This is a genomic window from Haloferax denitrificans ATCC 35960 (assembly GCF_000337795.1).
GTDB classification, from domain to species: Archaea; Halobacteriota; Halobacteria; order Halobacteriales; family Haloferacaceae; genus Haloferax; species Haloferax denitrificans.
On record NZ_AOLP01000008.1, the window covers coordinates 277,970 to 298,775 of the forward strand.

Annotated in this window: 17 protein-coding genes; 10 read left to right on the forward strand and 7 right to left on the reverse strand. The window is 67.8% G+C overall.

The features are described from left to right. Window positions 1-263: 263 nt before the first annotated feature. The gene (locus C438_RS06670) at window positions 264-1,676 is read left to right on the forward strand and encodes an amidohydrolase (protein WP_004968572.1); all 1,413 of its coding nucleotides are present in this window, start codon (window positions 264-266) and stop codon (window positions 1,674-1,676) included. 102 nt (window positions 1,677-1,778) lie between these two features. Here the strand turns inward: C438_RS06670 and C438_RS06675 are convergent, their stop codons facing one another. Then, complete coding sequence (locus C438_RS06675; RefSeq protein ID WP_004968573.1) at window positions 1,779-2,483, reverse strand: creatininase family protein; 705 nt, start codon at window positions 2,481-2,483, stop codon at window positions 1,779-1,781. 221 nt (window positions 2,484-2,704) lie between these two features. Between C438_RS06675 and C438_RS06680 the strand changes: the two genes are divergently transcribed. From C438_RS06680 to C438_RS06695, 4 genes are all read left to right on the forward strand, one after another. Continuing rightward, window positions 2,705-4,288, forward strand: coding sequence for an ABC transporter substrate-binding protein (locus C438_RS06680; protein ID WP_004968574.1), 1,584 nt, complete (start codon window positions 2,705-2,707; stop codon window positions 4,286-4,288). Between the two features lie 60 nt (window positions 4,289-4,348). Beyond that, window positions 4,349-5,356 (forward strand): ABC transporter permease, encoded by a 1,008-nt coding sequence (locus C438_RS06685; RefSeq protein WP_004968575.1) that lies wholly within the window; start codon window positions 4,349-4,351, stop codon window positions 5,354-5,356. Continuing rightward, complete coding sequence (locus C438_RS06690) at window positions 5,349-6,329, forward strand: ABC transporter permease (RefSeq protein WP_004968576.1); 981 nt, start codon at window positions 5,349-5,351, stop codon at window positions 6,327-6,329. The genes C438_RS06685 and C438_RS06690 overlap by 8 nt, the downstream gene beginning before the upstream one ends. Before the next feature lie 180 nt (window positions 6,330-6,509). Then, window positions 6,510-8,990, forward strand: coding sequence for a dipeptide ABC transporter ATP-binding protein (locus tag C438_RS06695; RefSeq protein ID WP_004968577.1), 2,481 nt, complete (start codon window positions 6,510-6,512; stop codon window positions 8,988-8,990). Between the two features lie 27 nt (window positions 8,991-9,017). On the opposite strand, the gene C438_RS06700 is transcribed toward C438_RS06695, so the two are convergent. Continuing rightward, window positions 9,018-9,842, reverse strand: a complete 825-nt coding sequence (locus tag C438_RS06700; protein WP_004968578.1) for a polysaccharide deacetylase family protein — start codon at window positions 9,840-9,842, stop codon at window positions 9,018-9,020. Window positions 9,843-9,925: 83 nt separating this feature from the next. Continuing rightward, window positions 9,926-10,879, reverse strand: a complete 954-nt coding sequence (locus C438_RS06705; RefSeq protein ID WP_004968579.1) for an LLM class flavin-dependent oxidoreductase — start codon at window positions 10,877-10,879, stop codon at window positions 9,926-9,928. Between the two features lie 122 nt (window positions 10,880-11,001). Between C438_RS06705 and C438_RS06710 the strand changes: the two genes are divergently transcribed. The 4 genes from C438_RS06710 (at window position 11,002) to C438_RS06730 (ending at window position 15,552) form a co-directional block, all read left to right on the forward strand. Continuing rightward, window positions 11,002-11,727, forward strand: a complete 726-nt coding sequence (locus C438_RS06710; RefSeq protein WP_004968580.1) for an SDR family NAD(P)-dependent oxidoreductase — start codon at window positions 11,002-11,004, stop codon at window positions 11,725-11,727. 621 nt (window positions 11,728-12,348) lie between these two features. After that, complete coding sequence (locus C438_RS06720) at window positions 12,349-12,756, forward strand: PPC domain-containing DNA-binding protein (RefSeq protein ID WP_004968582.1); 408 nt, start codon at window positions 12,349-12,351, stop codon at window positions 12,754-12,756. A 597-nt stretch (window positions 12,757-13,353) separates the two neighbouring features. Beyond that, window positions 13,354-14,217 carry an HFX_2341 family transcriptional regulator domain-containing protein gene (locus tag C438_RS06725; protein ID WP_004968583.1) on the forward strand — a complete coding sequence of 288 codons (864 nt, stop codon included), beginning with the start codon at window positions 13,354-13,356 and terminating at the stop codon, window positions 14,215-14,217. Window positions 14,218-14,322: 105 nt separating this feature from the next. Beyond that, window positions 14,323-15,552 (forward strand): PQQ-binding-like beta-propeller repeat protein, encoded by a 1,230-nt coding sequence (locus C438_RS06730; protein ID WP_049917805.1) that lies wholly within the window; start codon window positions 14,323-14,325, stop codon window positions 15,550-15,552. 61 nt (window positions 15,553-15,613) lie between these two features. Here C438_RS06730 and C438_RS06735 read toward each other — a convergent pair whose 3' ends face one another. The 4 genes from C438_RS06735 to C438_RS06750 all read right to left on the reverse strand — a co-directional run bounded on the left by C438_RS06735 (window position 15,614) and on the right by C438_RS06750 (window position 19,969). Next, on the reverse strand, window positions 15,614-17,239 hold the full coding sequence (locus tag C438_RS06735; RefSeq protein ID WP_004968585.1) for a hypothetical protein: 1,626 nt from the start codon (window positions 17,237-17,239) through the stop codon (window positions 15,614-15,616). Continuing rightward, window positions 17,236-18,012, reverse strand: a complete 777-nt coding sequence (locus tag C438_RS06740; protein WP_004968586.1) for an ABC transporter ATP-binding protein — start codon at window positions 18,010-18,012, stop codon at window positions 17,236-17,238. The genes C438_RS06735 and C438_RS06740 overlap by 4 nt, the downstream gene beginning before the upstream one ends. Before the next feature lie 118 nt (window positions 18,013-18,130). Next, entirely contained in the window at window positions 18,131-18,997 is an 867-nt protein-coding gene (locus C438_RS06745; protein WP_049917807.1) for a DUF7847 domain-containing protein, read from the reverse strand. A 153-nt stretch (window positions 18,998-19,150) separates the two neighbouring features. Beyond that, window positions 19,151-19,969: an alpha/beta fold hydrolase gene (locus tag C438_RS06750; RefSeq protein ID WP_004968588.1), complete on the reverse strand. Its 819-nt coding sequence runs from the start codon at window positions 19,967-19,969 to the stop codon at window positions 19,151-19,153. A 60-nt stretch (window positions 19,970-20,029) separates the two neighbouring features. Between C438_RS06750 and C438_RS06755 the strand changes: the two genes are divergently transcribed. Further along, window positions 20,030-20,788: a helix-turn-helix domain-containing protein gene (locus tag C438_RS06755; RefSeq protein ID WP_004968589.1), complete on the forward strand. Its 759-nt coding sequence runs from the start codon at window positions 20,030-20,032 to the stop codon at window positions 20,786-20,788. Window positions 20,789-20,806 lie beyond the last annotated feature (18 nt).

Below are 20,806 nucleotides of genomic sequence, written 5' to 3' on the forward strand. Positions count from 1 at the left end.
TTGTGAACGATACGCATGATTCGCGGCTGGGTTGGGGTGCGAATCCCCGCCCCAGACACGGCGAAATCGTCGACCGAAATCGGCGGAGAGCGGTTCGAGAACCGTCGAATCGCCGGGATTCGGTCGCGATCTCGATTTCGGCGTCTCCCGGTGTTTCCATTCGCTCCTCGTGAATCTCAACCCTTGTTCCGAATTTAGAGCCCGAACGTCCATCGCTCCGGAAGTGTTATTATCGTTTCTCCAGTCCAATCGCACGAGACGCAATGAACCACAACGAGACGTTCGAGGCGGTCGAGTCGCTGGAGGCGGAACTCGTCTCACTCACCGAGTCGCTCTGGGAGGAGCCGGAACTCGGCCTTCACGAGACCGAATCCGCCGAGTTGCTCTCGTCGGTCCTCCGCGACGCGGGATTCGACATCACCGAGGGCATCGGCGGGATGCCGACGGCGTTCAGCGCGACCTACGGCGAGGGCGAACCGCACGTCGGCATCCTCGGCGAGTACGACGCCCTGCCCGGACTGTCGCAGACGGTGTCGTCGGGCAGGGAACCCGTCGAGCCCGGCGCGCCGGGCCACGGCTGTGGCCACAACCTGTTCGGCGTCGCCGGCGTCGGGGCCGCCCTCGCCGCGAAGCGCGCCATCGACGACGGGCGGGCCGAGGGGACGGTCACGTTCTTCGGCTGTCCCGCCGAGGAGATACTCGTCGGCAAGGTGTTCATGGCCCGAGACGGGGCGTTCGACGACCTCGACGCCGCGCTCACGTGGCACCCGAGCCACCTCAGCGCGCCGTTCATGGCGCAGACGCTCGCGATGAACTCCGTCGAGTACACGTTCCACGGCGAGTCGGCCCACGCCGCCGACAGCCCACAGTCCGGGCGGAGCGCGCTCGACGCCGTCGAACTGCTGAACACCGGGTCGGAGTTCATGCGCGAGCACGTCTCCGACGACGCCCGCATCCACTACACCATCCCCGACGGCGGCGGCGCGCCGAACGTCGTCCCCGCGGAGGCGACGGCGTGGTTCTACGTCCGCGCGCCGACCCGCGACGAGGTCGACCGCATCACCGACTGGCTCGACGACGTGGCCGAGGGCGCGGCGCTCATGACCCAGACGACGGTGTCGCGGCGGTTCCACACCGGCTGTTACGACTACGTGGCGAACCACGCGCTGTCCGACAAACTGCTGGAGAACATGCGGCTCGCCGGCCCCATCCCGTACACCGACGAGGACCGCGAGTTCGCCGCGGAGCTTCAGGAGACGCTCTCGGCGGAGACCATCGAGGCGCGGACCGCACAGCTCTCCGAGGAGCGACGCGAGGCGGCCCGCTCGTCGGTGCTGTATCCGGACGCCCAGCCCTCCTACGACGTGGGGACCGTGCTCAACGGTTCAACGGACGTCGGCGACGTGAGTTGGATTACGCCGACCGCGCAGTTCTGGGCGGCGTCGTGGCCGGTGGGGACGCCCTCGCACACGTGGCAGGCGGTCGCCGCCAACGGGAGCTTCGGGTCGAAGGCCGCGGTGTACGCCGCGAAGGTCCTCGCGGCGACGACGCTCGACCTCTTTTCGGACGACGAGTTGGTGGCGGCGGCCCGCGAGGAGTTCGAGGCGTCGGTCCCCGGCGAGTACGAGTGCGCCCTCCCGGAGGGGACGGAACCGCCGTTCCACCTCACGCTGTAGGCGTCGAGCGTCGGGAAAATCAGCTCTCGTTTCGGTTCCGGTTCCGGTTTCGGGTCGCGGGTTCGTTCGCTTCTGTCTGTCACTCCGTCGCCGAGGCTCGCGTTACTCCAGTTCCGACCGGAGATGCGTCAGGATGCGGTCGGTCGTCGCCTCGATGACTTCTTCGAGGAACTCGGGGTCGGACTGCGTCGGGTCGCCGAGGCCGCCCTCGACGGTCAGGTCGTCGAAGTGGGCGTACTGGCGGACCTCGTAGCGGTTCTTCTTCGTCTGCGGCGTCTTGCGGTCGCCGCGGACGAGGTCGGGCCGGTAGTGCTCGATGACGCTCGTCTCGTACTCGCCGGCGTGGCCCCACTCGGTGCCGAACCGCGCTTCCAACTGGTCGCGGGCGAAGTTGGTCCAGTGGGCGTAGTACGAGTCGAGTCCGTGGTCGCGCTGGAGTCGGTCGAGAGCGAGTTTGTGCGGCTCGATGTTGCCCCCGTGGAAGTTGGCGACGAGAAACCGGGTCCCGCCGTGGCGCTGGACCGACCGCCCCACGTCGATGATTATCTCCTGGTACGTGTCGGCTCCGAGCGAAATCGTCCCCGCGTAGTTGATGTGGTGCTCCGAGTAGCCGTACGGGAGGACCGGGAGAACGAGGAGATTCAGGTCGTGTTCCGGGGCCGCCGCGGCGAGTTCCGCGGTCAGGTTCTCCGCCCGGATGGAGTCGACCGAGGTCGGGAGGTGCGTCGAGTGCTGTTCGGTTGCCCCACAGGGGAGCACGACGAAGTCCGCCTCGTCGAACGCGGTTTCGGCTTCCTGCCACGTCATCTCCGCTAGGAGTGACTGTGACTCCGTTGAGTCCATAGGGAGATACGCACAGTTGTCGTATATAATAATTCACTATCCGGCAGTATAGGTGGGTAAGAGGAAACAAACGCACAGTATGCAAACACTTATGTTGGTGATGCCGAAATGATTCGGCGTCAATGATGAGAGAGAGTGTCTCACGTAGAGATATACTGAAAACGACGGGTGCGTCGATACCCGTCTTGCTCGCCGGCTGTACGTCCGATTCCGGGTCCGAAACGACGACCGAGGGCGACGGCGGCGGCGGCACAACCACGAGCGGCGGAACGGGGACGTCCTCCGGTAGCTCCGACGCGACCATAAACATCGGACAGTCGCTGAACCCCGTCCGATTCGACCCGATAACACAGCTTTCGAACCCCGACGCGCTCGTCGCGAACCGGGTGTTCAGCCAGCTGTACACCTACGGGGAGGGGACCGACGTGGTCCCGAACCTCGCGACGAGCATGCCGACCATCGAGCGGGACAACACCCGCTACGTCGTCGAAATCGTCGATAACGCGATGTTCCACAACGGCGACCCGGTCACCGCCGAGGACGTGGCCTACTCGTTCCGTGCGCCCATCGAGGAGGAGACGCCCCTCCTGGGCATCTTCAGCGTCATCGACTCCGTCGAGGCAATCGACGAGACGACGGTCCAGTTCGACCTCTCGAACCCCTACGCGATGTTCCAGCACGTCCTCACCCACCAGGTCGTGCCGGAGGCCGTCCGCGAGGAGGACAAAGAGGCGTTCAGCACCCAACAGCCCATCGGGTCGGGGCCGTTCAAGTTCGTCGAGTGGGAAGAGAGCAACTACGTCACGCTCGAACGCTGGGACGACTACTGGGGGGACGAACTGCCCAACGTCGCGGGCGTGGAGTTCACGCCGATTACGGAGTCGACGACGCGCGTCACCAACCTCCGGACGGGCGACGTGGACGTCATCGAGACCATTCCGCCCCGACTCTGGGACACCGTCGAGAGCACCGAGGACACGAGCATCTCCGAAATCGAGAGCGTCGGGTACTTCTACGTCGCGTTCAACTGCAACGAGGGGCCGACCGCCGACAAGCGCGTCCGCGAGGCCATCGACTACAGCTTCTCGATGGACGACGCGGTCGACCGCTACATCGACCCGGCCGGACTCCGCCAGTACGGCCCGCTTCCGGGCCCGATGGTCGAAGAGTGGGACATGCCGCTCGAAGAGTGGATGGAGATTCCGAACGACAAGGACGTCGAGCAGGCGACGGCGCTGTTCGAGGAGGCCGGCGTCCCCGCCGACTGGGACGCGAAAATTATCGTCCCGCCGGACGACAACCGCGAGAACATCGGCCTCTCCATCGCCAACGGCATCAAGGAGGCCGGCTACGAGGCCCACGTCGAACGGCTCGACTGGGGCGCGATGCTCAGCCGCGCGTACACCGGCAACGCCTCGGACTACAACATCTACGTCCTCGGGTGGGTCCGCTACCCCGACCCGGACGACTTCATCTACAACCTGTTCCACGAGGACTCAGAGGGCGTGAACCAGGGCGTCTACTACCGGAACGACGAGGTCATGGAGCAGATTCAGGGCGCGCGCGAATCGACCGACCGCGACGAGCGCCAACAGCTCTACCAGTCGGCCATCTCGACGCTCTTAGAGGAGAAGGTCCACCTCCCCGCGTTCAACTACAAGAACTCCTACGGCGTGAAATCCGCCGTCAGCGACTTCCAAGTCCACCCGGTCTCGCCGCAGAACCCGCGGCTCCTCACCGACTACAACAACGTCTCGGTCGACAGATAAACGCTCACAGTCGGTAACAGTTACCAAACGTTATATGCTCACTCCCCATCCACCCAATCAATGACGACAACCGGCTACATCGGACGGCGATTACTCCAAATCGTTCCGGTCTTGCTGTTCGTCGTTACGGTCACGTTCGTCCTCATCAACTCGATACCCGGCGACCCGGTTCGCATCCTCGTCGGGCCGGCCGCCGACGCGGCGGCCATCGAGGCCGCTCGCGCGAGATACGGTCTCGACCAACCGTTGTACATCAGGTACATCAGGTACGTCGCGGCCGTCGCCACGGGCGACTTCGGGACGAGCATCCACTACGGGGGAGTCCCGGTCACGGAGAAAATCTTCGAGCGGCTTCCGGTGACGCTTCTGCTCCTCGCGTCGAGTTTCACCCTCGCCATCGGCTCCGCGATTCCGCTGGGCATCTTCGCCGCCAAGAACCGTAACAACGGCTACGACCACCTCGCTCGCATCACGTCGCTCATCGGCGTCAGCACGCCCAGCTTCTGGGTCGGGCTGTTGCTCATCATCGTGTTCGCGTACTACGGCGACCTCCTGCCGCCGAGCGGACTCGTCATGCCGTGGGCCGACCCCGCGTCGGTCGACGGCGCGACGTCGAGACTGGACGTACTCGCGACCGCGGCGTCGCATCTGATACTCCCCTCTATCACGCTGGGGACGCTCCAGATGGCGGCCATCACGCGCATCGAGCGGTCGTCGATGCTCGAAGTGCTCAACAAGGACTACGTCCATCTCGCCCGCGCCTACGGCGTCTCCGAGCGGACGATTCTCCGGCGGCAGGCGTTCAAGAACGCGCAACTGCCGGTGCTCACCGTCATCGGCATCCAGATGACGACGGCCCTCGGCGGCGCGGTGCTGACCGAGACGGTCTTCAACATCAACGGGATGGGGAACCTCATCATCACCGCGGTCCGGGCGCAGGACTACCAGCTCATCATGGGCACGACGATATTCTTCGCCATCGTGTTCGTCCTCGGCGTGCTCGTCGTGGACGTGCTGTACGCGGTCATCGACCCGCGCATCTCCTACGGGGGCGGTGCCGGTGAGTGATTCGACGGCCGCCGTCGGCGACTCGGCTCACACGGGCGGCGTCGCGGACGCCGACGAGCGCTCCGCCGTCTCGCGCACGTCGCAGGTCGTCCGACAGCTCAGGCGCAACTCGGCGTCGCGCGTCGGCCTCTACGTCATCGGGCTCGTGACGCTCGTCGCGCTGGTGACGACCATCGACGCCGACCTGTTCGACTACCAGTTCGCGGCGACGTTCTGGTACCACCCGGAGAACGACCCGGCCGGGAGCACCATCCTGCTCCCGCCGGTCGGCATCGAAAACAGCTTCGGGACGGGGACGTGGGCGCATCCGCTCGGGACGGACCACCGCGGCCGCGACGTCCTCGTCAGGCTGGTGTACGGAACGCGAATCGCCGTTCAGGTGGGTCTCATCGCGACGGGCATCGGGATGACCATCGGGACGGTCGTCGGCGCGGTCTCCGGCTACTACGGCGGGTGGGTCGACGACGTGCTCCAGCGCTTCGTCGAATCGCTGTACGCGATTCCGTTCCTCATCCTCGTCATCGCCATCATGTCCGCGTTCGGCCGCGAGCTCGGCATCGCCATCATCGGCGTCTCCATCACGACGATTCCGGTGTTCACGCGGCTGATTCGCTCGCAGGTGCTGAGCGTCCGGGAGATGGAGTACGTCGAGGCCGCGAAGGCCGCCGGCGTCCGCGACCGCCACATCATCTTCCGCCACATCATCCCCAACAGCTTCGCGCCGGTGCTCGTCCAGTCGACGCTTCAGGTCGGCGTGAACATCCTCATCGTCGCGTCGCTGTCGTTCCTCGGGTTCGGGGTCCAACCCCCGACGCCGTCGTGGGGGCAGATGCTCGCCCACTCGCGGCAGTACATGATCGTCAACCCGTGGTTCAGTCTCTGGCCCGGCCTCGCGATTCTCGCGACGGTCGTCGGCTTCAACCTGCTGGGCGACGGCCTGCGCGACGCAATCGACCCGCGGTCGAACGACTGACGATGAACGGACGACACCACTCACCGACCGTTCGCCGCGGGGCCGGGAGTCGCCCGGCCCCCGCCAGTCGCTCGCCCGCCGAACTATCGCTCCCTACTCGGGGCGGCGTCGGAACTCGCTCTCGCGGTTCTGCAGAGGCACCCATCTCACGCACCGACGCCCCCCACGATTCCACGACCAATGTCTGATACGCTACTCACCGTCCGCGACCTGCACACCCACTTCCGCACCGACGCGGGGACCGTCCGGGCCGTCGATGGTATCTCGTTCGAGGTACAGCGCGGCGAAGTGCTCGGTATCGTCGGCGAAAGCGGCGCGGGAAAGAGCGTCGCGGCGCGGAGCGTCATGCGCCTCATCGACTCGCCGGGCGTCATCGTCAACGGCGAGGTCCGCTTCGAAGACGACCTGCTCGTCGGCGTCGAGCGCGGCGACGGCCCCGACGACGAACCCCGGCAGGACCCCGAGATGCTGTCCAGCCGCGAGATTCGCGAGCGCATCCGGGGCCGCGAAATCGCGATGATATTTCAGGACCCCACGGAGAGCCTCAACCCGGTGTTCACCGTCGGCGAGCAGTTGAGCGAGATTATCGGGCTCAACCGCGACGTGTCGGCGGCAGAGGCCGAGGCCATCGCCGTCGAGCGCCTCCGCGAGGTCGGAATCCCCGAGGCCGAACGCCGGATGGACGACTACCCCCACGAGTTCTCCGGCGGGATGCGCCAGCGCGTCCTCATCGCGATGGCGTTCGCGTGCGAACCGAGCCTCGTCATCGCCGACGAGCCGACCACCGCGCTCGACGTGACCGTCGAGGCGCAGATTCTCGACCTCGTGAAGGACCTCGCGGCGCGCTACGACACGTCGTTCGTCTGGGTCACCCACGACATGGGCGTCGTCGCCGAGATATGCGACCGCGTGGCCGTGATGTACCTCGGCGAAATCGTCGAGCAGGCGACCGTCGACGACCTCTTTCACGACACGAAACACCCATACACCGAGGCGCTCCTCGGGTCGATTCCCCGGCCCGATCGCGACGTGGACGGCCTGTCGCCCATCGAGGGCATCATGCCGGAAGCCATCAACCCCCCGCAGGGCTGTCGCTTCCACACGCGGTGCCCGCACGCCCGAGAGGCGTGTCTGCACGCCCACCCCGACGCCCGGCGCGTCGACGGCGGCGGCGACGAAGACGGTGACGTGGCGATGCCGACCGCCGACGGCACCACCGTCACCGAAGTCGCCGCGGCCTCGTCCCACCGGGCGGCGTGCCTGCGAAACGACTCGTTCGCCGAGGCGGGCTACTGGGAGAGCGCCCCGCTCGACGACGCCGAGTCGGAGTCGGCCTCGAACGCCGCAGAGTCAGCTTCCGCCTCCGCAGGTGACACCGCCGATGCCGACACCTCCACCGGGTCCACCTTCGACCCCGACGCCGACCCGCTCCTCAGCGTCCGCGACCTGCGGAAGTACTTCGACGCGAGCGACGGCTTCCTCGACCGCCTCCGGTTCGACCGCGACGCGGGACTGCTCCCCTTCTCTGCCGACCGCGAGTACGTCCGCGCGGTCGACGGCGTCTCGTTCGACATCCTGCCGGGCGAGACGCTCGGCCTCGTCGGCGAGTCCGGCTGTGGGAAGTCCACGCTCGCGCGGACGCTCCTCCGGTTGGTCGACCCGACCTCCGGCGACATCGTCTTCGACGGGGAGAACCTCGCCGACCTGTCGAAAGAGGAGCTTCGGAAGCGCCGCAAGCGCATGCAGTTCGTCTTTCAGGACCCGCAGGCGTCGCTCGACCCGCGGATGACCGTCGGCGAAATCGTCGAGGAGCCGATGCAGGCCCACGGGCTCTACGAGGACGACCGCGAGGGGCGGGCGCGCGAACTGCTGGAGACGGTCGGCCTCGACGCCGACCACTACAACCGCTACCCGCACCAGTTCTCCGGCGGCCAGCGCCAGCGGGTCAACCTCGCGCGGGCGCTCTCGGTCGACCCCGACTTCATCGTCTGCGACGAGCCGACCTCGGCGCTCGACGCGTCGGTGCAGGCGCAGGTGCTCAACACGATGAAGGAGCTCCAAGACGAGTTCGGGCTGACGTACCTCTTTATCAGCCACGACCTGAGCGTCATCCGCCACGTCTGCGACCGCGTGGCCGTGATGTACCTCGGCGAACTGGTCGAACTCGCCGACAAGGACGACCTGTTCGAGTCGCCGAAGCACCCCTACACCCGGGCGTTACTCTCGTCGATTCCGGTTCCCGACCCGCGGGTGTCCCGCGAGACCGTCCCGCTGTCCGGCGACGTGCCGTCGCCGATTCACCCGCCGAGCGGCTGTCGGTTCCACACCCGGTGTCCGAGCCTCGTCGCCCCGGACGGACTCGACCTCGGCGACGACGAGTGGGACCGCGTACGCCGGTTCGTCAGAGCCGTCCAGCGCGAGTCCCCGGACGTCGCCGCCGCCGACGCACAGACGACCTACTTTCCCGACGGCCTCCCCGCCGGCGACGCGGGCGCGACCGTGGAGCGCGCGCTCTCGCTCGCATCCGACGGCGCGTGGCGCGACGCCGCGTCGCTCCTGACGGAGACGTTCGTCGAGCCGAGCGTCTGCACCTCCGAGGTGCCGACGCTGGAGTCGCCCGACGGACTCGACCGTATCGTCAGCTGTCACCACTACTCCTGAAAAAGCGCCGCCGGCTTTAGTTCGCCCTCACGCCGACCCGAACCGGTCGGCGACTTCGGCCACGGTTTCGAAGGCGATTCCCGGCGCGTCGGCGACGTGTTCGACGAACGATTCGAGCCGGGCGAGCCGGTGTGACTGCCCGATGACCTGCGGGTGCATCGTGAGGACGAACACGCCGCCGTCGACGTTGTCGACCATCCAGTCGAACTGCTCGCGCCACTGGCGGAACACCGCTTTCTCGTTCGCGTAGCCCCGCTTGCGGTTGAACGCGAACGCCGGGAAGTCGTCGCGTTGCCACGAGACGGGCACCTCGACGATGTCGGTCTCGGTGCCGCGCTCGAAGGGGGCGTCGGCGGGCGCGGCCCACCCCTCGCGGACGCGGTACGGCTCGAAGTCGGTCGCCATCTGGCTGGAGTCCCACTCGAAGCCGAGTTCGTCGAGGATGCCGAGCGTGTGGGTCGAGAAGTCCCACGAGGGCGAGCGGTAGCCGGTCGGCCGCCGGCCCGTGAGGTCCACGATGCTCTCGACGCCGCGTTTCACGTCGTCGTACTCCGCCTCTCTCGACTCGTACTGTCCCGGGCGGGTGTGCGACCAGCCGTGGTGCTGGATATCGTGGCCGCGGCTCCACACCTCCTCGGCGGCCTCGGGAAAGCTGTCGATGGTGTGGCCCGGCGTGAACCACGTGGTCTCGACGCCGACCTCGTCCAAGAGGTCGAGGACGCGGGGTGCGCCCACGTCGACGCCGAAGAGTCCTCTCGACAGTTTCGTCGGGCTGTCCGGCGACTCGAAGGAGTGTATCCACGAGGAGACGCCGTCGAAGTCGAACGTGAGGCAGACGCTGTGGTGAGTCACGTTTCGACGTACGAAAATCGATGTGATAGCTGTTTCCATGCCGCACCCAAACGCTGGCGGCCTATCGTCTCTCGTCCCGCGAGCTACCGAAACGCCGGCGCGACGTGCTCGGCGAACAGTTCGGCGCTCGTCGTCTCGGGGAAGTCGACGAACTCGACGACGACTTCGCCGAAGCCCATGTCGGCGAACGTCTCCAGTCGCTCGCGGACCTGTTCGGGCGTGCCGACGAGCGGATACTCGCTGTCGGCGACGTTCTCGGGCTTGAACCGCGGGAAGTGCTCGTCGAGGAGGGCGTCGAGTTCCGCCTCGTCCTCGCGTAGCAGACACCGCGCGAACCACGAGCGCTCTATCTCCTCGAACGGCCGGCCGTAGCCCTCGCAGTGGCGTTCGAGCACGTCCAGTTTGTGTTGCATCACCTCCGGCGGTCCCCAGAAGTTCCACGAGTCGGCGAGTTGGGCGGTGATTCGGAGCGTGAACGACTCGCCGCCGCCCCCGACCATGATTGGCGGGTGCGGGTCGGAAACGGGATGCGGCCGGCACATCGCCTCGTCGAGGCTGTAGTAGTCGCCGTCGAAGCTGACCGTCTCCTCGGTCCACAGGCGCTTGAGCATCCGAATCGACTCCTCCAGCATCCGAAGGCGGGTCGGCGCGTCCGGCCAGTCGTAGCCGTAGGCCCGCGCCTCGCTCTCCTTCCAGCCGGCTCCCATGCCGAGTTTCAGTCGCCCGTCGCTCACGGCGTCGAGCGTGGCGGCCTGCTTGGCGAGGAGCGCCGGGTTCCGGAAGTGGTTGTTCACCGTCTTCGGGTAGAGGTACACGTCTTCCGTCTCGCGGGCGATGGCGGCCAGCGTGACGAAACACTCCGTCGTCGGGCCGCTCCCGGTCATGACGTGGTCGGGGACGGCGACGCCGTCGAAGCCGAGGCCCTCCATCGCCACGGCGAACTCCGCCTGCGCGTCCCACGAAATCTCGTCGCAGAACGCCAACTGAGAGTGAACGGAGTCGCCGGCGCTGGTCGGAACGTTGACTGCGAACTGCATACGAACGGCTCACGCGCGACCACGAAAACAGTTACCACTTCACTCGCTTCTTCACTGTCCCACTCGCTTCCTCACTCGCCGCCACCCCAACACGTACTACGGTCCGAGCCGTCTCGAACCACATGACGGACCACCAGCGCGCGGCAATCGTGACCGGCGCGTCCAGCGGTATCGGACGGGCGGTCGTCGAGCGACTCCGAGCGGACTACGACTACGTCGCCTGCTTCGATATCGAGACCGGCGAGGCCGACTGGGACGACGAAAGCGTTCGCGAGTTCGCGGTCGACGTTCGCGACCCCGACGCGGTCGCGGACGCGGTGGCGGCGGTCGAATCGGTCGCCGACGTGGCGGCGCTCGTGAACAACGCGGGCATCTCGCGGGCGGTCTCCCTCGCGGACCTCGACCCCGACGAGTGGGACCGCGTCCTCGACGTGAACCTCAAGGGCCAGTACGTCGTCGCCCGCGCCGTCGCGCCGGGCATGGTCGACCGCGGCGAGGGTGCCATCGTCAACGTGTCGAGCGTCGCCGGCCTCCGAGGGAGCGCGACCGGCGGCGTCCACTACTCCTCGTCGAAGGCGGGCGTCTTCGGGCTGACGAAGGGTCTGGCGAAACAGCTCGGTCCCGAGGTGCGCGTCAACTGCGTCGCGCCGGGACTCGTCGAGACGCCGCTTCTCACCGAGTCGAACCTCTGGACCGAGGCGGCGCTCGCCGAGTACGCCGCCGACCTCCCGCTCGAACGCATCGGAACGCCCGAGGAAGTCGCCGACGTGGTCGCGTTCCTCTGCGACGGCGCGGGCTACATGACGGGTACGGTGTTGACCGTCGACGGCGGGTCGATGCTCCGGTGACGCGTTGAGTGATTGCGGCCGCGGTCGGTCTGGCCCATCGCCCGGACCGAGCGGACATCTCAATAATATAAAATATCTGGCTATACTCTATTTCTTATACTTTTGTCGAACGGTCGGTCGACTTCGGACACGTCGTCGTCTGCGGTCGCTTCGAGTCTCGCTCTCGGTTCTGTTTCGACCGATTCGCCCGTTTCGAGCGTCGACGTCGGTCTCGTCTCGACGTTCACGTTTCCGTGGTGACTCCAGTCTCTCCTCTCCGCGGGCGTTCGAGTAAGGACCGACTGCGAGCGCCCGATATAGTTCATTTGCCCCGTGATTCCCCCGTTTTCGACGACGAACCTGATGACTGGTGGTCGTCTTATTCGAGACGGATTTCGTCGTGACTGGGGTTATTCTCCGAAACTGGCGAACCGAGCGTTCGAAGCGACTGAGACGACGGTTTCGCGCCGATGTGGGGGTCAGTTGGCTCTCAAAGACACGACCCGTTGTGATTACTCAAAATACAGTACTGTCTGCTTAATAGTCGGGAAGCCAATATTTATCTCCCCGTTCGTCCCGCAACGTTGAGCCTTTCAAAACATATTACGCCGCCGGCGCTGTACCGGACGCTCGGGCACAACCATGGACTACGTCAAAGAAGACGATACGGTCGTCGTCAGGCTGGACCCCGGCGAACAGGTCCTCGACTCGCTCGCGACGGTTCGCGACGAGTTCGACATCGAACACGGCTTTCTCACGGGTATCGGCGCGGTCGACTCCGTCACGCTCGGCCACTACGACGTGGACGACCAGGAGTACCTCGAAGAGGAGTTCACGGGCCAGTTCGAGGTGACGAGCTTCCTCGGCAACATCGGCCCCGACAAGATTCACACGCACATTCAGGTCGGCACGCGCGAGTTCGAGACGCTCGGCGGCCACTGTTCCGGCGCGCGCGTCTCCGGGACGTTCGAGGTCGTCATCCATCTCGGCGAGACGCCGCTGACCCACCACCTCGACGAGCGGACCGGCCTCGACGTGTTCGACATCTGAACTGGCCCGGCCCAGCTCGGGCCGAGCCGCACTGAGCCGAATCGAATCGGACCGAACCAAACCGGACCGAACTAAACCGAACTGAACTGAATCGAGCGAGCCGCGGTGCGGACACTCGTTCGCTTTTTCGTGCGTCCGCTGTGGGTCGAGAGCGCCGCGCTCGTCGGCTGATGTGAGGCGATTCGGAGCAAGAAAAGGCGGTGCTGTCGGAGCGTCGGCCGGTGGTGGAGGGCCGAAGCGTGGGGGCTGGAGGGCGCGTGTCGGCGGACTGGCCGACGCCCCGAGCGCACCGGGCGAAGGTTCCGGGGGGTCGTCCGCCGACGCGGGTTCCGCCGCGGGGACGCGACCGGGGACCGCTGGTCGCGCCGCCGTCGGCGGGTCGCAACCGCCGGTCCGTTGGAGCGCGGCCGGCGGCAACTATTCGTAGTCGGTAACCCACATTGTCGGTTCCTCGCTTACTACCGTTAGTTACGTGAGTAGCGTGAATAGCGTGTGTTTCTCGGAGTCTCGGGTGTACGGGCGCAGTATCGGTCGTCTGCGGATGAATCTCCCAATCGAATGACTTTCGACGCGGGGGGTCGTGGCCGAGAGTGACAGATGAAACGACATCTCCGCGTTCACATCGTCCCCCTGTGGCGCGAACACGACCGCATCGTCGGCCCCATCGAGGACGACCGGCCGGACAAGGTCTACCTCCTCGAACACGAGGACCCCGCGGTCGAGCGGCCGACCTACCACGAGGCGGTCGTCGACCGCATCGCCGACGTGGTCGGCTCCCCGCCGGACGTCGAGTACTTGGACCTCTTCGACATGTACGAGGTGATGGGCGCGATTACGACCATCGCCGACTGGCACCCCGACGACTTCGTCCGCGTCAACGTCACCGCCGGCACCAAGCGCGCGGCCGTCGGCGCGACGATGGCCTGCATGGACGAACACACCGACGCCGAACCGTACGTCGTCGACCCCGAGGTCCGGCCGCACGGCCTCGACGCGCCGGTCACGGAGGGCTTCGCGCGGGCGTCGCTCCTGACGACCTACCAAATCGACTCGCCGTCCCCCGACCAGGTCGCCGCGCTCGCCTTCATCGAGGCCCACGACACCGACGCCAAACGCGCGAAAAAGAAGACGCTCATCACCGAGGCGGCCCGCTACGGCCTCGATTTCATGCGCGGCCGCGTCGACGGCGACGCCGAGGACTACGACCCCGTCACCGGCGACTACAACGTCCTCGACAACCGCGTCACCGCGACGCTCGAACATCAGGGCTACGTCACGGTCACCCAGCGCGGAACCCGCCGGTACCTCGAACTCACGGAGGAGGGGAGACAGACGCTCCGCGCGTTCCGCCACCGGGCCGAATCGGTCGTCTCGGACCTCGAAGCCCGGACCGACGACCCCTCCGAGAACGTCGATTTCGCCCTCGACAACCCGGTCGACGCGCTCGTGGAGAACCGGTAGGACGAGGTGCCATCCCCGCGGTTACTGCCTCCGCCGGGCCCCCTCCCTCGTCCCTGCCGCTTCGAGGGAAACTGTTAGTACGGTCGCGGCGGGACACGAACATGTATGCCCTCCAACATGCACACGCGCAGAGCCGTCCTCGCGGCTGGTGGCGCGACCGCCCTCGCGTCGCTCTCTGGCTGTGTCGCCCGCGCGCTCGGTGCCCTCGACGTCGAGCGAGACTACCGCCGCGACGCGCCCGTCGGCGACGTGACGGGCGCGTGGCCGACCTACCAGCGCGACTTCGCCAACACCGGTTACACGACCGACTCCGGCCCCTCGGCGGACGCGAGCGTCGAGCGAATCGCGTCCGGCGACGCGGCGCTCGCCACCTCGGTCGCGCTCGCCGACGGGCGGGGCGTACTCGGCCACAGCGACGGCGACGGGGAAGACGGCGTCTATCGCGCTCTCGACCTCGATTCCGAGACCGCCCCCGCCGAATCCGACGACGCATGGACCGTCGATTACGCGCACGGCAAGTCCACGCCCACGCTGGCCGGCGACGCGATGTTCGTCTCGACCGCCGAGTTCGTCGCGGCCTACGACGCTCGGACCGGCGAGCGGTGCTGGCGGACGAGTAACGGCGGGTACGGGACCCCCGCGAACGCGCCGGTGCTCGCGGCGGGGACGCTCGTCGACGGCGGCGGGTCGACCGTCTTCGGGCGCGACCCGGCGACTGGGAAGGAGCAATGGAGCTACGACGCCGGCGAGGCGTCTCCCGGACTCGTCGCCCGCGACGGCGTCGTCTACACGCCAATCGGCGTCGACCACGAGCAGACCGGCGTCGCCGCGCTCGACGCCGCGACCGGCGAGGAGCGGTGGCGGCGCGATGACCTCCCGCAGAGCGGCGTCCCGCTCGCAGTGGGCGATTCCCATCTCTACTACAACGCCCACCGCGGGAACGTGTTCGCCCTCGCCCTCGAAGACGGGTCGACGCAGTGGCAGGCGTCGATTCCGCTCCCGGAGAACGGTAGCCCGCGGACCGCCGTCGCGGGCGACACGCTCCACGCCCAGACTTCGCGGGGGAGCCTCGCCGCGTTCGACGCCGCCGACGGCGCGACGAAGTGGTCGCTGTCGCTCGATGCGGATACGTTCGCCCGGCCGCCGGTCGTCGCCGACGACACCCGATTCGTGGCGAGCGACGACCGACTCTACGCCGTCTCGGCGGCGTCCGGCGATGAACTGTGGTCGAAGGCGCTCGACGCCCGACCGACGGGCGGTCTATCGGTCCGCGGCTCCGAGATTTACTTCGCCGGAATGGGACGGGACCCCGGCGTGTTCCGCGTGGCGGACTGACGCCCGCGAGTCGTCGTCCGTCGCGATTGCGTTCCGCCCCGACCGACGACGCCAGCCCCCGTCAGTCGAACGTGTACGTCCGGTACCGCCGAATCGCGTAGCGGTACGAGCCGTAGGAGACGCCGACGGTGAGGAGGAGGTACAGTCCGAGTCCGGCGGCGAGAAGCGGCGTCGGAGCGAGGTGGCCGGTGACGCCGAACCACGTGGCGACGAGGCCGATGACGGTGCCGGGGCCGACGACGAACATGAACGCCATCAGCACGAGCGTCGAGGGGACGACCGTCGTCGCGCCCCAGAACTCGCGTTCCTCGTATATCGGGTAGGCCGCGCCGAGGCCGACCGCGAAGGCCGCCGCGGCGAGGCACATGAACACGCCGACGAGCGCGAACGCGACCGCCGACAGCGGCGGCGTACCGAGGGCGACCGTCGCCAGCGGGAGCGCCGCCGCGACCGGAACGCCGAGAATCGCGCCGGCGAGGACGCGTCCACGGACCAGCGTTCGCGGCGCGGTCGCGGTCAACAGCAACAGCGGGAACTGCGGGCGGTCGTCGCCGATGGGGTTGAGGCCGAACGTCGCGCCCGCGAGGTAGGTCCCGAGGCCGGCCCCGCTCGCGGCGAGTATCGGGCCGAGTCCGTCGGCCGAGGACTGGACGATGGTCGTGCCGAGCGGGCCGAGGAAGAACACCAGCATGACGAGGTGCGTGAACTTCTGGGGGTGGCGCACGCCGCGGACGAGCAGGCCCCACGCGACGTGGCCGCCTTTCGTCGCCGCGAGGGGTCTCGGCGTCGAGAAGCCTCCGTGAGACCCGTCAGCCTTCGCGCTCGCCGCCGAGCCTCGGTCGCCTCCGGTCGCGTGGTCGGTGAACCAGAGCGCGCTGGCCTGCCGGGTGGCGACGACGAGGCCGACGGGTGTGAGCGCGACGATGGCCGCGAGGGTGGCGACGGCGGGCGCCGAGAACGGTCGAGCCAGCGGCGTTCCGACGAACGCGAGCGCGAGGTAGTCGGCGAGCGGGTCGAACGTCAGCGTCGCCGCCAGCGTGTCGACCGGGAGCGAGCCGTCGGCCAGCGACCGGCCGAACGACTGCGAGACGAGGACGAGCCCCGCCATCGCGACGAAGCCGACGACCTTGAGCGTGCGCCGGACGCCGGGCAGGCGCTCGAATCCGCGGAGCACGGCGACGCCGGCCGCGTAGCCCCAGACGGTCGTACAGCACGCGAGCGGGGCGACGACGGCGACCGCCGTCACCAAAAGCGACGGCGCGCCGAGGCCGGCCGTGAACGTTGCGGCGACGACAGCGAACGGGAGTCCGAACCAGAGGCCGATGCGGCCGACTTCGGCCGCGATGAGTCCGACGACGACGGCCCGCGGGTGGACCGTCGTCAGCACGAGCGACTCGTGTTCGACGCGGCCGATGCGTTCGAGCGTCCGGAACGTCGCGAGGAGGGTGAGCACCACGGGGACCGCGGTGGCGACGAGGCCGAAGAGTGGAATCTCGGTCACGGACTGCGCGCGCCGGCCGGCGACGTAGACGACCGGGAGCGAAAACAGGAGGTTGCCGCCGAAGACCAACGCGAGAAGCAGGAGGCCGACGACTCGGCGCGTCTCGGAGGCGTATCCCCGGACGCTCCGAACGAACTCGGCGCGCCCGATTCGCAGGCCGTGGCGAACGTCTCGTCGCAGGCTCATTCGTCGGCGACACCCGTCAGTCGCGTCTCGTCGCTCGTGACCGCGAGGAACGCGTCTTCGAGCGAGCCCTCGCCGCCCGTCTGGGCGCGCGATTTCACCTCGTCGGGCGTCCCCTCGGCGACGACGCGGCCGTCGAACAGGACGCCGACCTCGTCGGCGACGGCCTCGACCACGGGGAGGATGTGCGTCGAGAGGAAGACGGTCGACCCCGAGGCGGCCACGTCGCCGATGGACGTTCGAATCTGTCTCGCCGCGCGGGGGTCGAGCCCCGAGGTCGGCTCGTCGAGAAACAGCACGTCCGGCTCGTGGAGCACGCTCTGGATGAACGCGGTCTTCTGTTTCATCCCCTTCGAGTACGTGCCGATGCGCTTGTTCGCGTCGCCGACGAGGCCGAACCGGTCGAGCAGGTCGTCGATGCGCGCCTCGGCGGTCTCCGCCGGGATGTCCCGGAGGTCGGCGACGTAGTCGAGTTGCTCGCGGGCGCTGAACTCGTCGTACAGCGGCGGCGTCTCCGGGAGGTAGCCGACGTGCGGCGCGAGTTTTCCGCGGTCGCTCACGTCGAGTCCGCAGATGCGGACCGACCCCGAGGTGGGCTGTGAAAGCCCCGTCAGGATGCGCATCGTCGTCGTCTTTCCCGCGCCGTTCGGCCCGAGAAAGCCGTACACCGTTCCGCTCGGAATCGACAGCGAGACGCCGTCGAGCGCGACCTCGGAGCCGTAGGACTTCCTGAGGTCGACCGCTTCAATCGCGGCGTCCGCGTTCGTGGAGGGCATGGGACGACCCCCGATTCACCCCCCTGACGCCTAACGGTTGCGAATGACACGTGAGCGACAGAACCTGCGGCGACTCGGCCGTCGTCTCAGGGAGTCGTCGTCTCAGGGTGTCGCCGCCTCAGGGTGCCGTCGTCTCGGGATTCGCCGGACGAATCGACCGGTAGAACGCCGTCGAGTAGGCGGCGAAGAAGCCGCCGACGAGACCGCTGACGAGCACGAGTCCGACCGCGACGACGACCATGCCGACGACGCCGACCGTCGGGAGACTCGAAAACGCCGACGCGGCGGGAGCGCCGGAACCCGCCCCGGCCACCGCGGCCCCCTGATGTCGGAGCGACGGGGTGAGCAGGAGCGAGATGACGACGGCGAACGCGCCGGCGAGGACGCCGCCGAGGCCGGTGATGACCGAGTAGCCGAGGACCGACACGATGTTGTTCCTGACGCAGGAGACGCTCCGCTTGATGCCGTCGACCGCGCCGAGGTCGTCGATGACGATGGCGTGGCCGAAGAACTGCACGACGAACACCACGGCGAGGTAGGTGAGAGCCACGGCGAGGACGACGACGCCCAGAACCGCGAGCGCGACGGTACTCATCTCGCCGTTGCTTCCGAGGACGGCGATGCCGACGAACACCGAGGCGAAGACGCCGACGAACGACAACACGAAGTTGACGACGAGCAGGGAGAAGTACACCACGAGCAGTGAGACGTAGTGCGTCTTCCCCTCGCTGACGAACGTGCCGAGCGAGGTGCGACCGTCGATGGCCTCGTTGGCCATACCGAGAACGCCGCCGAGGAAGAACGGGACGATGAATATCGTGAGTCCGCTGAACCCCAGCGAGATGATGCTCCCGATGAACGGGCTGACCGCCTGCGCGAACACCGACGGGAGTTGAATCAGGCTGAACGCCATGGCGACGACGAACAGTATCGGGTTCCGTCTGAGGGACCCGGCGGCTGTACCGATGGATTGGAGGGCTGACATACTGACCACGTCTCCGCATCGAGCAAAGAATGTTTGGTTGACTGGTCGTCGCGTGTGGTCCGCGCCTCGAACCGCGAGCCGCCCGGAGACGACTGCGAAACGGCTCGTGCTTCCGCAATTGTCGTCACACGAGTACCGGCGTGGTCGGCGTTTTCACGGGTGAGCGACCCGGTCACGAATGAACGAATCGACCGCGGCCGCGACGCGTTCGGGGTCGTCGCCGGGGCCGCCGTGGCCGAGCGCGTCGAACTCGACGAACCGACTGGTCGGGAGGGCGTCGTGGACGTTTCGGGCGCTCTCGCGGAGGAAATCGGGGCCGTCGGTGCCGGCCAAGACCACGGCGGGCGCGTCCACGTCCAAGCGGGCCGGAAGCCGGTACTGCTCGACGGCGCGATTCATCCGGACGACCTCCTCGGCGAGGGCGACGCAGTCGGGCCAGACGGGCCACTCGTCGAGCCACGCGTCGAGGTCGTCGATGCCGTCGGGGTGGAGCACCTGCTCGACGTAGCGTTTGACCGCCTCGCGTCGCTCCCCCGCCTCCACGAGCGCGGCCATGCGCTCCGAGAGGTCCGCCTCGGCTCGGTACGCTTCCGGGAGCACCGCCGGTTCGTAGGCGGCGACGGCGGCCACCCGCGCGTCGGTCGCCGCTTCGAGGGCGGTGAGCGCGCCGTAGGAGTGACCGAACAGCGCCGGGTCGCGCCCGGTCGCCGCGCGAATCTCGTCGACGAGTTCACGGACGTACTCGGCCTCGCGCTCCAGCACCGCCTCGGGGGGCGTCGTCTCGGCGTCGTCCAGACAGGTGCCGAAGCCGGGTCGCTCCGGGACGACGACCTCGTACCCATCGAAGTGCGGGACGATTGGGTCCCAGAACGCCGGTGGTGCCATCCCGCCGTGACAGCACAGAAGCGGCGTGCCGCTCCCGAATCGCTCGTCGGACAGTTCGACTCCGGGTTCGAATCGAATCGGTTGCATCGCACTCTCGCTTGTCGCCGGCGGCGGCTAAGTCGCACTCTCAGCCGTGCGGCCGTTTACATGGGGGCGGAAGACGGCGACTGTCTCGGCCGCTCCGACACGCCCTTGACCGACCGCCGAGAGGGCGGACGTATGGGGCTCATCGCCGAGTTCGACATCGACTGCGACGCGCTCCCGCTGACCGGGGTCGCGGCGGCGGTCCCGGAGGCGACGCTCGCGCTGGAACTCCAGTACAACCACGGCGAGCGGCCGATGTTCGTCGTCACGGTCACGGGGGGTTCGACGCGGGCGCTCGAACGCGCCATGGACGACGCCTCAGACGTGGCCGACTGGACCCGAATCGGCGAGTCGGGCGAGACGCGCCGGTATCAGGCCGTCCCGGGGTTGAGCTTCGAAGAACAGCTCGGGGACAGCCTCGACGACCTCGCCGGATTGGAGGCCCTCGCCACCGCCGACGCCATCATCGAGCGCATCGAGGTCCGACCGGCGGGCTGGCGACAGACCGGCTGGTTCGCGGACCGCGACGCGTTCGGGCGGTTCGCGTCGTTCTGGCGGCGGAACGCCGGCTTCGACCTCCGACGCCTCGCCCGCGACGGCGACCCCGAACCGCCGGGCGAGGGACTCACTGACCGGCAGGACGAGGCGCTCCGGACGGCGTACGAACTGGGCTACTTCGACATCCCCCGCGGGGCCACCCTGCGGGAGGTCGCCGACGAACTCGGCATCACCGCCTCCTCGGCCTCCGAGCGACTCCGGCGCGCGCAGACCCGGCTCATCGCCGAGACGGTGGCGACGACGTGGCCGCCGCTTCCGAACTGAAGAACAACGAGCCGACGG